The 13,688-nt window shown below is 71.3% G+C and carries 12 protein-coding genes; 7 read left to right on the top strand and 5 right to left on the bottom strand.

Going from position 1 to position 13,688, the window contains the following annotated elements; genetic code table 11:
• Positions 1-253 precede the first annotated feature (253 nt).
• Positions 254-3,001 carry a pyruvate dehydrogenase (acetyl-transferring), homodimeric type gene (aceE, locus tag J7E88_RS13250; protein ID WP_215180466.1) on the top strand — a complete coding sequence of 916 codons (2,748 nt, stop codon included), beginning with the start codon at positions 254-256 and terminating at the stop codon, positions 2,999-3,001.
• A 62-nt stretch (positions 3,002-3,063) separates the two neighbouring features.
• Positions 3,064-3,921 carry a potassium channel family protein gene (locus J7E88_RS13245; protein ID WP_215180464.1) on the top strand — a complete coding sequence of 286 codons (858 nt, stop codon included), beginning with the start codon at positions 3,064-3,066 and terminating at the stop codon, positions 3,919-3,921.
• 131 nt (positions 3,922-4,052) lie between these two features.
• On the opposite strand, the gene J7E88_RS13240 is transcribed toward J7E88_RS13245, so the two are convergent.
• Positions 4,053-4,424, bottom strand: a complete 372-nt coding sequence (locus J7E88_RS13240) for a peptidase inhibitor family I36 protein (RefSeq protein WP_215180462.1) — start codon at positions 4,422-4,424, stop codon at positions 4,053-4,055.
• Between the two features lie 166 nt (positions 4,425-4,590).
• A complete protein-coding gene (locus J7E88_RS13235) occupies positions 4,591-6,213 on the bottom strand; it encodes an MFS transporter (protein ID WP_215180460.1) in 1,623 nt (540 codons plus the stop codon).
• 116 nt (positions 6,214-6,329) lie between these two features.
• On the opposite strand from J7E88_RS13235, the gene J7E88_RS13230 reads away from it, so the two are divergent.
• The 3 genes from J7E88_RS13230 to J7E88_RS13220 all read left to right on the top strand — a co-directional run bounded on the left by J7E88_RS13230 (position 6,330) and on the right by J7E88_RS13220 (position 9,948).
• Entirely contained in the window at positions 6,330-6,992 is a 663-nt protein-coding gene (locus tag J7E88_RS13230; protein ID WP_215180458.1) for a TetR/AcrR family transcriptional regulator, read from the top strand.
• A gap of 811 nt (positions 6,993-7,803) precedes the next feature.
• On the top strand, positions 7,804-9,024 hold the full coding sequence (locus J7E88_RS13225) for an alpha/beta hydrolase (RefSeq protein ID WP_215180456.1): 1,221 nt from the start codon (positions 7,804-7,806) through the stop codon (positions 9,022-9,024).
• A gap of 66 nt (positions 9,025-9,090) precedes the next feature.
• The gene (locus J7E88_RS13220; protein WP_215180454.1) at positions 9,091-9,948 is read left to right on the top strand and encodes a DUF4429 domain-containing protein; all 858 of its coding nucleotides are present in this window, start codon (positions 9,091-9,093) and stop codon (positions 9,946-9,948) included.
• Between the two features lie 22 nt (positions 9,949-9,970).
• Here J7E88_RS13220 and J7E88_RS13215 read toward each other — a convergent pair whose 3' ends face one another.
• Both J7E88_RS13215 and J7E88_RS13210 read right to left on the bottom strand, forming a co-directional pair.
• Complete coding sequence (locus J7E88_RS13215) at positions 9,971-10,984, bottom strand: aldo/keto reductase (protein WP_215180452.1); 1,014 nt, start codon at positions 10,982-10,984, stop codon at positions 9,971-9,973.
• A gap of 5 nt (positions 10,985-10,989) precedes the next feature.
• The gene (locus tag J7E88_RS13210; RefSeq protein ID WP_215180450.1) at positions 10,990-11,445 is read right to left on the bottom strand and encodes a MerR family transcriptional regulator; all 456 of its coding nucleotides are present in this window, start codon (positions 11,443-11,445) and stop codon (positions 10,990-10,992) included.
• Positions 11,446-11,532: 87 nt separating this feature from the next.
• Here J7E88_RS13210 and J7E88_RS13205 point away from each other — a divergent pair, with 87 nt between their 5' ends.
• Positions 11,533-11,997 carry a GNAT family N-acetyltransferase gene (locus tag J7E88_RS13205; protein ID WP_215180448.1) on the top strand — a complete coding sequence of 155 codons (465 nt, stop codon included), beginning with the start codon at positions 11,533-11,535 and terminating at the stop codon, positions 11,995-11,997.
• Between the two features lie 20 nt (positions 11,998-12,017).
• Positions 12,018-12,833 (top strand): serine hydrolase, encoded by an 816-nt coding sequence (locus J7E88_RS13200; protein ID WP_215180446.1) that lies wholly within the window; start codon positions 12,018-12,020, stop codon positions 12,831-12,833.
• 95 nt (positions 12,834-12,928) lie between these two features.
• On the opposite strand, the gene J7E88_RS13195 is transcribed toward J7E88_RS13200, so the two are convergent.
• Positions 12,929-13,603 (bottom strand): pirin family protein, encoded by a 675-nt coding sequence (locus J7E88_RS13195; protein WP_308307488.1) that lies wholly within the window; start codon positions 13,601-13,603, stop codon positions 12,929-12,931.
• Between the last annotated feature and the right edge of the window lie 85 nt (positions 13,604-13,688).

Below are 13,688 nucleotides of genomic sequence, written 5' to 3'. Positions count from 1 at the left end.
CTCGATCCCTCAATCGGAACCGAACGGCCGAACGAAACGCATGGACGGGTTGGGCGTATGGTTGCGATTTGACCATGGTGCTACGCGCAGTTCCGGCCCGATGTCACGAAGTCCGAGGGTTACCCCTCGGTAGAGGTGACGTACGCCTCCCTGCGGTACACGATGGAGGCGGTGCGACAGCTTGCCCGACATCACGTCAGCGCGTCTTCCCGTCATCACGTCGCGGCAGACCCCCGAACAGCGAAGGAACAGCGTGGCTTCCGGATCCGATCGCAACCCGATCATCATTGGCGGCCTTCCCAGCCAGGTCCCGGACTTCGATCCTGAAGAGACCAAGGAGTGGCTGGACTCCCTCGACGCAGCCGTCGACGAGCGGGGCCGCGAGCGCGCCCGCTATCTGATGCTCCGCCTCATCGAGCGGGCCCGCGAGAAGCGCGTCGCCGTGCCCGAGATGCGCAGCACGGACTACGTCAACACCATCGCCACCAAGGACGAGCCGTTCTTCCCCGGCAACGAGGAGATCGAGCGCAAGGTCCTCAACGCCACCCGGTGGAACGCCGCGGTGATGGTCTCGCGTGCGCAGCGCCCCGGCATCGGCGTCGGCGGCCACATCGCCACGTTCGCCTCCTCCGCCTCTCTGTACGACGTGGGCTTCAACCACTTCTTCCGCGGCAAGGACGACGGCAAGGGCGGCGACCAGATCTTCTTCCAGGGGCACGCCTCCCCGGGTATCTACGCCCGCGCGTTCCTGCTGGACCGGCTCTCCGAGCAGCAGCTCGACGGCTTCCGCCAGGAGAAGTCGAAGGCGCCGTACGGCCTGTCCAGCTATCCGCACCCGCGGCTGATGCCGGACTTCTGGGAGTTCCCCACCGTCTCGATGGGCCTCGGCCCGCTCGGCGCGATCTTCCAGGCGCGGATGAACCGCTACATGCAGGCCCGCGGCATCGCGGACACCTCCGACTCGCATGTGTGGGCCTACCTCGGCGACGGCGAGATGGACGAGCCCGAGTCGCTGGGCCAGCTGTCCATCGCCGCCCGTGAGGGCCTGGACAACCTCACCTTCGTCGTCAACTGCAACCTGCAGCGCCTCGACGGCCCGGTCCGCGGCAACGGCAAGATCATCCAGGAGCTGGAGTCGCAGTTCCGCGGCGCCGGCTGGAACGTGATCAAGCTGGTCTGGGACCGCACCTGGGACCCGCTGCTCGCGCAGGACCGCGACGGCGTGCTGGTCAACAAGCTGAACACCACGCCGGACGGCCAGTTCCAGACGTACGCCACCGAGACCGGCGCGTACATCCGCAAGCACTTCTTCGGCGACGACCACCGGCTGCGCGCCATGGTCGAGAACATGACCGACGAGCAGATCCTGCACCTGGGCCGCGGTGGTCACGACCACAAGAAGATCTTCGCCGCGTACTCGGCGGCCCGCGCCCACAAGGGCCAGCCGACCGTGATCCTCGCGCAGACGGTCAAGGGCTGGACGCTCGGCCCGAACTTCGAGGGCCGCAACGCCACGCACCAGATGAAGAAGCTGACGGTCGACGACCTCAAGCGCTTCCGCGACCGCCTGCACATCCCGATCTCCGACGCCCAGCTGGAGTCCGGCCCGCCGCCGTACTACCACCCGGGCCGTGACTCGGAGGAGATCCAGTACATGCACGACCGCCGCAAGTCGCTCGGCGGTTATGTGCCCACCCGCGTCGTGCGGTCCGAGCCGCTCGTCCTGCCGGACGAGAAGACGTACGCGTCCGTGAAGAAGGGCTCCGGTCAGCAGTCGATCGCCACCACCATGGCGTTCGTCCGGCTGCTGAAGGACCTCATGCGGGACAAGGAGATCGGCAAGAGGTTCGTACTGATCGCGCCCGACGAGTACCGCACCTTCGGCATGGACTCGTTCTTCCCCAGTGCGAAGATCTACAACCCGCTCGGCCAGCAGTACGAGGCCGTCGACCGTGAGCTGCTGCTCGCGTACAAGGAGTCGCCGACCGGGCAGATGCTGCACGACGGCATCTCGGAGGCGGGCTGCACGGCCTCGCTGATCGCGGCCGGTTCGGCGTACGCGACGCACGGCGAGCCGCTGATCCCGGTCTACGTCTTCTACTCGATGTTCGGCTTCCAGCGCACCGGTGACCAGTTCTGGCAGATGGCCGACCAGCTGGCGCGCGGCTTCGTGCTCGGAGCGACGGCCGGCCGCACCACACTGACCGGTGAGGGCCTGCAGCACGCGGACGGCCACTCGCAGCTGCTCGCCTCGACCAACCCGGGCTGCGTCGCCTACGACCCGGCGTTCGGCTTCGAGATCGCGCACATCGTCAAGGACGGACTGCGCCGGATGTACGGCGGCGACGCCGAGCACCCGCACGGCGAGGACGTCTTCTACTACCTCACCGTCTACAACGAGCCCATCCAGCACCCGGCCGAGCCGGCCGACGTGGACGTGGACGGCATCCTCAAGGGCATCCACCGCTTCCGGCGGGGCGAGCAGGGCTCGATCCCGGCGCAGATCATGGCCTCGGGCGTGGCCGTGCCGTGGGCCGTCGAGGCGCAGAGGATCCTCGCCGAGGAGTGGAACGTATGCGCCGACGTGTGGTCGGCGACCTCGTGGAACGAGCTGCGGCGCGACGCCGTCGCGGCCGAGGAGCACAACCTGCTCCACCCCGAGGAGGAGCAGCGGGTTCCGTACGTGACGCAGAAGCTTTCGGGGGCCGAGGGCCCGTTCGTCGCCGTGTCCGACTGGATGCGTTCGGTGCCCGACCAGATCTCCCGCTGGGTGCCGGGCACCTACTCCTCGCTGGGCGCCGACGGCTTCGGCTTCGCGGACACGCGCGGTGCCGCCCGCCGCTACTTCCACATCGACGCGCAGTCGATCGTGCTGGCGGTGCTCACCGAGCTGGCGCGTGAGGGCAAGGTGGACCGCAGCGTGCTGAAGCAGGCGGTGGACCGCTACCAGCTGCTCGACGTGGCGGCGGCGGACCCGGGCGCGGCCGGCGGCGACGCATAGCCGCTCCGATACGCAGGGGGTGTGCGGGGTTCGTCCCCGCACACCCCCTTTACGATGCGGCCATGAAGGAACGAACGGCGCAGATGCGCTGGGAGGCGCGCACCCAGGGGCCGTTGCTGGGACTCGCAATGGCGTTCGCCGTCGCGTATGCGGTGCCGATCGTGGCACCCGGCGCGCAGGCATGGGTGATCAACTCGTGCACGGTGACCGAGTGGGCGGTGTGGGCGGCGTTCGCCGTGGACTATCTCGTACGGCTGGCCCTGGCACCGGGCAAGTGGCTGTTCGTCCGCAGCCATCCGCTGGATCTGTGCGCCGTCATCCTGCCGCTGGTGCAGCCGCTTCGCCTGCTGCGGCTGGTGTCGACCCTGATGCTGGTGGGGCGGCGGGCCCGGATGGCCACGCAGATCACGCTGACGACGTACGTCGGCGGCGCGGTGGTGGGGCTGATGATGTTCGGTTCGCTGGCGGTGCTCCAGGTGGAGCGCGACGCGCCCGGCGGGAACATCAAGACGCTGGGCGACGCGGTGTGGTGGTCGTTCACGACGATGACGACGGTCGGCTACGGGGACCACTCGCCGACGACGGGTCTCGGCCGACTGCTGGCGGTCGGGCTGATGATCTCGGGCATCGCACTGCTCGGTGTGGTGACGGCGAACATCGCCGCCTGGTTCATCTCCCGCTTCGAGCGGGACGACGAAGCCGAGCGCCGTCAGACCGCCCTGCTGGAGGCGCTGACCGCAGAGGTGAAGCAGCTGCGGCGGGAGGTGTCGCGACTGTCGGGTACAGCGCCGGCGGCCGGGAGCGGGCCAGGGACGGTGCCCCATCAGGGGGCCGGGGTCGCGAGCCGGGCATCGGAAGGGCCGGTGGGACCGGTCGCGGTCGGCGAAGTGGTCGGCGGGCCGGGCGGGGACACCGCGTAGAGCCGTGGGCTGCGGCTGCGCAGGGGAGCACGGCCGGCGCGGTCGGGGCGCTCAAGGGCGCCCGGACCGGCAGTGTGCGTCACGTCCGCCGGGCTCCCCGGGGGTGCACCCGGAGAGCCCTGGCCGCGGCCTCAGTTCTCCCAGATCTTGAACGCCCGCACCCGGTAGGGCGATTCGGGCACCCAGGTGCCGCCGCCGGGATAGGTCTCGAACTCGCCTGTCTCCGCGCACTCCGTGGACTGGTACGTCGTCACGGGCCGTCCCGTCCGGTTGGCGAGCGATGCCGCGCTCGTGCCGCCGGGCAGCGGAAGGCAGCTGTCGATGTCGGTGCCCGAGAGCTCGTGCACCTGGGGGGTGCCCTGGAAGTCCGGCTTCTGCCACAGGCACAGTTCCCCCGGCGCGCAGGCCCCCAGGCGCGGCTGCGGGGAGGCCGCGGACGCGGCGGCGGGTGCGAGCAGGGCGGTGGCGGCCAGCGCGGCCGCCGCGAACACAGTCGTACGCATGACGGATCGTCCCCCGATGTCGTGTGGATCATGCCGTGTGGATCACTTGATCGCAGCCTGACCTGCGGTGACGTACCCGCGTAAGGGGGCCATGGGTGGATCACCCGGATAGGTGAGAGCCCCGCCCGGGGTGGCCGGCGGGGCTCTGCCGTGCACGCGGTTGACGTCAGATGTGGGCGCCGCCCGCACCGGCCTCCGCGTTGTCTCCGCGCTTGGTGAGCGTGGCGACCAGGGCGGCGACGACCGCGACGACACCGGCGACGGTGAACGCCAGGCCCATGCCGGACATGAACGTGTCATGGATGACGTCACCGATCCTGGTGACGAGATCGGGCGTCATGCCCGGTGCCCCGGCCAACTCCTCGGGGACCGCGCCGAACTCGGCGGCCTCCTCCAGCCGCGGGTCGGGCGGGACGGGAATGCCCGCGGCCTGCCAGTTGTCCGCGAATTCGGCGCTCACCTTGGAGGACATAACGGCGCCCAGCACGGCCGTGCCGAGCGCGCCGCCGACCTGCATCGCGGCCTGCTGGAGGCCGCCGGCGACACCGGAGAGCTCCAGCGGGGCGTTGCCGACGATGACCTCGGTGGCGCCCACCATGACCGGCGCGAGACCGAGGCCGAGCAGGGCGAACCACAGGGACATCACCAGGGTGTCCGTGCCCTCGGTGAGGGCCGTCATCCCGAACATGGCGACCGCCGTGCAGACCATGCCGCCGACGAGGGGGACACGCGGTCCGAACTTGGTGATCAGGGCGCCCGCCAGTGGCGAGGACACGATCATCATGGCCGTCAGCGGCAGTAGCCGCAGACCGCTGTCGACGGGGCTGAGGCCCTTCACGCCCTGGAGGTAGAAGGTCACGAAGAACAGGCCGCCCATGAAGGCGAAGGCCATCAGGACCATCAGGACCGTGCCCGCGGAGAGCGGGACGGAGCGGAAGAGGCCGAGCGGGATCAGCGGCTCCCTGACCTTCGTCTCCCAGAAGGCGAAGAGCACGAAGAGGACGATCGCGGCGCCGAGGCAGAGCCAGGTGCGTCCGCCGCCCCAGCCCCAGGACTCGCCCGCCTTGATCAGGCCGTAGACGAGCGCGCCCATGGCACCCGACAGCAGCACGATGCCGGGGATGTCGAACGAACGCGGCGCGTTCTCCGCGCGGTGGTCCTTGAGGATCACCAGGCCGAAGACGAGGGCGACAACGCCGACGGGCACGTTGATGAAGAACACCGACTGCCAGCTGACGTGCTCCACGAGCAGGCCGCCGAGGATCGGGCCGCCCGCGGTGGAGGCACCGATGACCATGCCCCAGATCCCGATGGCCATGTTCAGCTTCTCGGCGGGGAACGTGGCGCGCAGCAGGCCGAGGGCGGCCGGCATGAGCAGCGCGCCGAACAGGCCCTGGAACACGCGGAAGACGACGACGAGGGCGATGGAGTCGGACAGACCGATCGCCGCGGAGGCCGCGGCGAAGCCCGCGATGCCTGTCAGGAACGTCTGGCGGTGGCCGAAGCGGTCACCGAGCTTGCCCGCCGTGATCAGGGCGACGGCGAGGGCGAGCAGGTAGCCGTTGGTGATCCACTGGACCTCGGAGAGGGTAGCGCCGAGGTCCTTCTGGATCGCGGGGTTGGCGATCGCGACGATCGTGCCGTCGAGCGCGACCATCATCACACCGATGGCGACGGCGAACAGGGTCAGCCAGGGGTGGCCGCGCAGCCCCTTGACCGGCACCGGGGCGGAGTCCTGGGGACCTCCGGAATCTCTCGGCACCTTATCGACGGTGGTCTGACTAGTCATACGGCGAGGCTAATGTCAGCGACTGACAGTTGACAAACGAGTTCACTAGTCGGTAGCTGTCACATCGCTCACAGGTACGCTGAGCTGGACGAACGCAGGCGAAAGAGGACGATGACGTGACGGTCGAGCCGCCCGGACTGCGTGCCCGCAAGAAGCAGCGCACCCGTGACGCGCTGGTGCGTGCGGCACTGGAGCTGTTCACCACCCAGGGGTACGAACGGACGACGGTCGACGAGATCGTCGACGCGGTCGAGGTCTCCCAGCGCACTTTTTTCCGGTACTTCGCCAGCAAGGAGGAGGTCGCGTTCGCCGTCCAGGAGCTGGCGGAGTCGCACTACATCGCCGCGCTGCGCCAGCGTCCGGCCGGGGAAGGCCCTTTCGAGGCGTTGCGCAACGCCGTCTCCGCCTCCTGGGACACGATCGAGGTCGCCATCGAGGAGATCGTCCCGCTCGACCTCCATATGCGCAGCTTCCTCATGATCGAGTCGACCCCCGCACTGCTCGCCGCGCACATGCGGCGCTCCGCGGAGATGGAGGACCTGCTCGCCGGCCTGATCGCCGAGCGCGAGGGACTGGATGTGGACGCCGATCCCCGGCCGCGGGTTGCTGTCGCCGCGTTCGGCGGCGTCATGCGAGTGGCCGGCCGGCTGTGGGGACAGGGCGACGACCCGAGCGTGGAGGCGATCCGGGCGTTGATGGAGACCTGTCTCGACCACCTGGGCCCGGCCCTGGCCGGGGACTGGCACGCGGGCGGCCGGGGCGGCCGCGACGACCACTGAGGCCCGGCCCCCGGGCGGCGGGCGTCCTGACGGCCGCGGCGACCGCTGGGATCCAGGCCCCGGGGCGGGGAAGGTCCGCAAGTCCGCCGCACGGCCCTCAGCGGCACCGGGTGCGGCAGGGGCGGCAGGGGCGGCAGCCGAGATAGCCCCTTGGCGGACCAACCGAGCTGGCCGCAAGACCGCCGCACGCCGTCAGCGGCACCAGGACGACACACCGCGACGACCACTGAGAGGCCCGACCCCCAGGCTGGCGCGCCGACGACCCCGGCGACCGCTGGAATCCAGGGCCCCCGGGCGGGAAGGTCCGCAAGAACGCCGCGCACTGTCGAGGGCCGCGACGACCACTGAGACCGGCCCCCGGGCGGCGGGCGTCCGGACGGCCGCGACGACCGCCGCGGCACCCCGGGCTTCCGGGCGGGAAGGTCCGCAACACCGCCGCACCGCCCTCAGCGGCACCAGGGGCGGCAGGGGCGGCAGGGGCGGCAGGGGCGGCAGGGGCGGCCGACGAAGCCGGCAAGACGGGCGGGTTGGTGGGCCGCCGAGCGCGCGGGGCCTGCGGCAGATGAGGGGCCGTCACGGGCATGCGGGCAGCCGAGGCCGAAGCGCCGCAGGGCGCACGGTGGCAGGTCCGCGCTGCGGGCGTGCGGCGGGCGCAGAGACCGTCAACGTCACGCGCGGGCGCGGAGGTTACGCCGATACGTACGCCGCGCGCACGGAACGTCACCCTCGTGCCCCTTCATTCCCCCCTTCACACGTGATCTGCCTCACCCTCTTCGCGTGCGCGCCCACCCGTCTCCTAGGGTGTCCCGCAGTGACTTCTTTCGACTCATCCCCCGCCCCGGCCGTCTGGCGCGCCCTGCTCGCCCTCGCGGTGGTCTTCATGATGCTGGCCACCACCGGGTGGACCGCCATACGGGATCAGGGCGGTCCGCGCACCGCGCTGGCCGCGGAACTGGCGGGGTGGCGCAAGGCCCGGATCGGAGCCGAGGCGCTGCCCGCGCCCGACGCGGCGCCCACCCGGCTCGCCGCGTTCTTCGCAGCGATCGGCAGCGCCCGGGGCAAGCGGCTGGCCACCGACTTCCCCCACGTCGTGGGCAACCTCAACGGCGCGCCCGTCGCCCTGCGCTACCGGGCCAACCGGCACGCGCTCGCGGAGTCGCTGGCGGCCGAGCGGCGACGGGTCGCCGACGCCGACCTCACCGCGGACGGCCATCACGAGGCGGTCCGGCGGATGCACCGCTTCCAGGCGCTGATGGAGCCGGACCGGCAGATCCTCTCCTTCGACCCGACGGGCCCCGGCCGGGTCGCCGAGGTGTTCGGCGACCTCGACCGCGCCGAGCGGGTGTCGGTGATCGTCCCCGGCGTCGACACCAACCTGCTCACGTTCCAGAAGACGGCCCGCAAGTACACCGCGCCGGTCGGCATGGCGCAGTCCCTGTACGCCTCCGAACGGGCCGCCGCGCCCCGGACCCGTACCGCCGTCATCGCCTGGGCCGACTACACCTCGCCGGTCGGTGTCGGCATGGATTCGGCGATCGGCCGGCTCGCCGAGGACGGCGCGGTGCGGCTGGGCGCACTCACCGAGGCGCTGCCCGGGAACTCCAAGATCGCACTGTTCTGCCACAGTTACGGCTCCGTGGTCTGCGGCGTCGCCGCCCGGCGGCTGCCCGCCCGGGTCGAGGACATCGCGGTCGCCGGCAGCCCGGGGATGCGCGCGGAGAGCGTCGCCGAACTCGGCACCACCGCCCGGGTCTGGGCCACGCGCGACGGTGACGACTGGATCCAGGACGTGCCGCACCTGGCGGTCGGCGGGCTGGGGCACGGCGAGGACCCGGTGACGCCGGAGTTCGGTGCGCGGATCGTCTCCGCGGAGCGCGCGATCGGCCATGCAGGCTATTTCGAGCCGGGTACCGAAAGCGTCCGCAACTTTGCCGAGATCGGCGTCGGCTCGTACGAGGACATCAGCTGTGCGGGCGACACCGACACGTGCCGCAGCGGTATTTACGGCGAGGACGCGGACCAACGCGCGTAGAGCTTCGAGGAACGGGCTTGCCGCCGAGGGGCGACGGACCGGCGTCGGCCGCATACGATGAGGCACATGGGTGATGTGCTGGCCGGAATTCAAGCCACCTGGGAGTTCGAGACCGACTCCGTGCTCATCCGCTTCGATCGGGGGGTCCGCAGGCCGAAGCTCTTCTCGGCCCTGCGTGAACGGCGCGTCCCCCACGAAGCGTTTGCCGCGGTGACACTCTCCCCGGGCAAGCCCGGGACCGTTGTGCTGCACGCCGTGCCGAGACCGGGAGCCGACCCGCTGATGGACGCGGCGGCGGGACAGCTCAGAGAGGCCTGCGACCCGTACCGGCTGGTGCTGCCCGTGGATCGCGAGACGCTCGCCGAGTACTACGCGGACGCGCTGCGCGACATGCTCGGCCCGGACGCCGACCGGCCGGCCGAACGGTACGCGGTCGCCGCGCCCCCCGCGCCGCTCGGCTTCAAGGCGTACGACGGGAAGGCGTCCTTCGACGGCTCGCGCGTGCGGTTCCGCTGGTCCCGCACGGCGGCGTCGACCGCCAAGTGGAATGCGGGTGACCAGAGTTGGCCGGTGTCCGAACTGACCGGGGTCGAGTGGCGTTCCCCGGAGGCGTTCGACGGCTATCTGCGCCTGCTGCCGCGCGCAGGCGCATGCGCGCCCGCGCCGCAGGCGGACCAGGATCCGGCGGCGGTGGTGTTCGGCCTCGGCTACGGCCCGGTGCACGAGTCGCTGCCGTTCGCGGCGGCGGTCCTGGAGGCCGTACGCGCCCAGTCACCCGCCCCGGCCCTGACGGCACCCCCCGCCCGCCGCGACCCCGCGGACATCGCGGACCGGATACGGCACTTGGGGGATCTGCATCTGGCGGGGCTGGTGACGGACGAGGAATTCACGAAGAAGAAGGCGGAGCTGCTGGCGGAGCTGTGAGGTCTCCCCACCCCGCCACCCCTTACTCCCGCGCCGCCGCCGTCGACGACATGTCCGGGTAGCGGTCGCCCGCCACCCGGGCCGCGATCGGCTCCAGTTCCGCCAGCTCCTCGGCGCTCAGCGTCAGTCGCGTCGCCGCCACGTTCTCCAGCAGGCGGGTGGCCTTGCGGGTGCCGGGGATCGGTATCACCGTCAGGCCGTGGACCTCGGCGCGCCGGTGGACCCAGGCCAGGGCGACCTGCGCCGCCGTCACCCCGTGCGTGGCGGCGATTTTGTGCACGGGCTCCAGCAGCGCCGCGTTCGCCCGCGCGTTCTCGCCGGTGAAGCGCGGCTGGTGGCGGCGGAAGTCGCCCTCTGACAGGTCCTTGCCCGCGTCCGTGAACGCGCCCGTGAGGAAGCCCCGTCCGAGCGGGGAGTACGGCACGAACGCCACGCCCAGTTCGGCGGCCGCGCCGACCGCGCTGCGTTCGACGTCCCGGCTGAACAGCGACCACTCGGACTGGAGAGCGGCGATGGGGTGCACCGCATGCGCCTCGCGCAGCTCGGCGCCGGTGACCTCGCTCAGGCCGAGGTGCCTGACGAGGCCCCGCTGGACCAGTTCGGCCATCGCGCCGACCGATTCGGCGAGCGGCACGGCCGGGTCGCGGCGGTGCATGTAGTAGAGGTCGATGACGTCGGTGCCCAGCCGCCGCAGGCTGCCCTCGACGGCCTGCCGGATGTACGCGGGGTCGTTGCGCAGGCCCCGGTAGTGCGGATGGTCGGTGCGCTCGATGGCGAACTTCGTGGCCAGTGTGATCTCGTCGCGGTGCTCGGCCACGAACGGCGCGAGGAACTCCTCGTTGGCGCCCCGCCCGTACACGTCCGCCGTGTCGAAGAGCGTGACGCCCTCGGCGAGCGCCGCCCGAAGGGTGTGCCTCGCCGCGGTCTCGTCGGTGTCGCCGTAGAACTCGCTCATGCCCATGCAGCCGAGGCCCTGGACCCCGACGAGGGGGCCCTCCGTGCCGAGGCGCACCTGTGCGATCTTGCTGTCGTTCATCAGAGTCAGGACCTCTCCGACGCCCGGCGGGCGTCCGCGTAAAACTCGATCTTGTGGTCCAGCACGGCAAGCGTGTCCTGGAGTTCGGCGATCCGGTCGAGGACGTCGCGCCGGGTGCGCTGCAGCAGTTCCGCGCGGGCCTCGAAGGTGTGCTCGCCCTCGCGCACCATCTCGGCGTACGTGACCATGTCCGCGACGGACATCCCCGTCAGCCGGAGCTTGCCGACGAAGGCGAGCCAGTCCAGGTCGCGGTTGGTGAACCGCCGCTGCCCAGTATGCGAGCGGTCGACGTGCGGCATCAGCCCGATCCGCTCGTACCAGCGCAGGGTGTGCGCGCTGAGGCCGGTGCAGGCGACGACCTCGCTGATCGTGTAGCGGTCCTGGCCCTCGGGGCGCGGATGCGTGGGGGGCGCGGCCTTGCACAGATCGGTCCGGGCGGTCGTGTTCTCGATCACCGTCATGCGTTCCACGCTAGAACCTTGAAGTGCACTCCAAGCAAGGGCAATCCTGTGGCGATCGCCATCCGGCCCGATCTACGCTGCCTGGCCATGAGCACCCCACGCCGCGCCGTCCCCGCCGACGCCGAAGAGCTGGTCCGCCTCCGCAAGGTGATGCAGGACTCCTGCCACGGCCCGAACCCCGATGTCAGCTGGCAGCCCGCCGCGGTGGCGACACTGCGGGACCGGCTGGCGGACCCGTCCGGCGACCTGGCGGCGTACGTCGTCGAGCGGCCCGGCGGCGGGCTCGCGGCCTGCGCGGTGGGCACGATCGAGTACCGGCTGGGCGGCCCGGGCAACCCGCGCGGCACGACCGGCTACGTGTTCAGCGTCGCCACCGACGAGGACATGCGACGCAGCGGCCTTTCGCGCGCCTGCATGGAGGGCCTGCTCGGCTGGTTCCGCGAGCGGGACGTGCGCAGGATCGACCTGCGGGCCTCCGAGGACGGCGAGCCGCTGTACGCGTCCCTGGGCTTCGTCCGCACTCCGGACCCGGCCATGCGGCTCAGTCTGTAGCACCGTCTAGGCTCGTACGCATGCAGAGCCTGGCGATGATCGAGAACTGGCCGGTACCGACCGCGGCGGCCGCCGTCGTGCGCGCGGACGGGACCATCGCCGGTTCCCACGGCCCGACAGCCCACCGCTTCCCGCTCGCCTCCGTCACCAAGCCCCTCGCGGCTTACGCGGCGCTGGTGGCGTACGAGGAGGGCGCGATCGAGTTCGACGAGCCGGCCGGACCCGAGGGCGCGACCGTCCGCCATCTCCTCGCCCACACCTCGGGGCTCGCCTTCGACGAACACCGGGTGATGGCCGCGCCGGGCACGCGCCGGCTCTATTCGAACGCGGGTTTCGAGGCGCTCGGCGACCACATCGCCAAGGCGACCGAGATCCCGTTCGCCGACTATCTGCACCAGGCGGTGCTGGAGCCGCTCGGGATGACGTCGACCACGCTGGACGGCTCCCCGGCCAAGGACGGCGTCTCGACGGTCGAGGACCTGGTGCGGTTCGCGGCCGAGGTGCAGGCGCCGCGGCTGCTGGATCCGCGTACGGTGCTGGAGGCCATGTCCGTCGTGCACCCGGGTCTGTCCGGCATCCTGCCCGGGTACGGCCATCAGAAGCCCAACGACTGGGGTCTCGGCTTCGAGATCAGGGATGCCAAGTCCCCGCATTGGACGGGGGCTTCGTCCTCGCCGCGGACCTTCGGCCACTTCGGCCAGTCCGGCACGTTCCTGTGGATCGACCCGGACGCGCAGGCGGCGTGCGTGGCGCTCACGGACAGGGCGTTCGGGCCGTGGGCGATCGAGGCGTGGCCGCCGTTCACGGACGCGGTGCTCGCGGAACTCGGCCGCTGACTCTCCCGGGCGACGCCGAGGGCGGGTCACCTCGCACGTCCTCCCGGGAGGCAACGGCGAGGGACGCCACGTCCACGGTGCTGTGCGCGCATGGGTCAGGGCGCTTCGCGCATCTCCCAGAGCAGCAGCTCGGCCGGCTGCCCGGCCAGAAGCTCGACATCCTTCGCCCCGGTGATCCGCGCCGCATCGCCGGCGGCCAAGTCCTCGCCGTCCAGGCGCACATGTCCGCGTACGACATGCACGTACACGAAGGGCGCGTCCGGCACCGCCGTCCGCTCACCCGCACCGAGGCGCCGGACGTGGAGCATCGCGCCCGCCTCCGGGAGCGCGTACGGCGTGGAGTCGGCGATCCCGCTGACGATCTCGTACGACGGTTCGCCGCCGGGATCCTTGGGGGCGAGCCACATCTGCACGAAGACCAAGGGGTCCGGGCCGTCGTTGCGTTCGACGTGCCGTACGCCGCCCGCCGAGCTGAGACGCTGGACGTCGCCCGGGCGCACGAGCGTGGCGTGGCCCGCGGAGTCGCGGTGGGTCAGCTCGCCCTCGACGACCCAGGTGACGATCTCGGTGTGGCTGTGCGGGTGCTCGTCGAACCCGGCGCCGGGCGCGAGGCGCTCCTCGTTGCAGGCGAGGATCGCGCCGAAGCGCAGATTGTCGGGGTCGTAGTGGCGCCCGAAGGAGAAGGCGTGCAGGGACTCGATCCCGGCCGCCGGGTCGCCTCCCGGGTAGCGGTCGGCGGAGCGCCGGATGGAGGTCCGGATGGCAGTCACCGGACCACCGTAGCCCGGCCGCGGCGGTACACGCGGCGATGAGGGAACCCCGGCACTTAGCCCTCGCGTCCTGATAAGGCAGTCT

It is taken from the genome of Streptomyces sp. ISL-10, from assembly GCF_018614575.1.
Lineage (GTDB): Bacteria > Actinomycetota > Actinomycetes > Streptomycetales > Streptomycetaceae > Streptomyces.
Note: the sequence above shows the minus strand (reverse complement) of the source record. Positions and strands in the feature narration are given on the sequence as shown.

Excerpts from the sequence above, each read along its gene's own strand:
- J7E88_RS13245 (WP_215180464.1), top strand. The coding sequence starts at position 3,064 with ATGAAGGAACGAACGGCGCAGATGCGCTGGGAGGCGCGCACCCAGGGG.
- J7E88_RS13240 (WP_215180462.1), bottom strand. The coding sequence starts at position 4,424 with ATGCGTACGACTGTGTTCGCGGCGGCCGCGCTGGCCGCCACCGCCCTG.
- J7E88_RS13235 (WP_215180460.1), bottom strand. The coding sequence starts at position 6,213 with ATGACTAGTCAGACCACCGTCGATAAGGTGCCGAGAGATTCCGGAGGT.
- J7E88_RS13220 (WP_215180454.1), top strand. The coding sequence starts at position 9,091 with ATGGGTGATGTGCTGGCCGGAATTCAAGCCACCTGGGAGTTCGAGACC.
- J7E88_RS13215 (WP_215180452.1), bottom strand. The coding sequence starts at position 10,984 with ATGAACGACAGCAAGATCGCACAGGTGCGCCTCGGCACGGAGGGCCCC.
- J7E88_RS13210 (WP_215180450.1), bottom strand. The coding sequence starts at position 11,445 with ATGACGGTGATCGAGAACACGACCGCCCGGACCGATCTGTGCAAGGCC.
- J7E88_RS13205 (WP_215180448.1), top strand. The coding sequence starts at position 11,533 with ATGAGCACCCCACGCCGCGCCGTCCCCGCCGACGCCGAAGAGCTGGTC.
- J7E88_RS13200 (WP_215180446.1), top strand. The coding sequence starts at position 12,018 with ATGCAGAGCCTGGCGATGATCGAGAACTGGCCGGTACCGACCGCGGCG.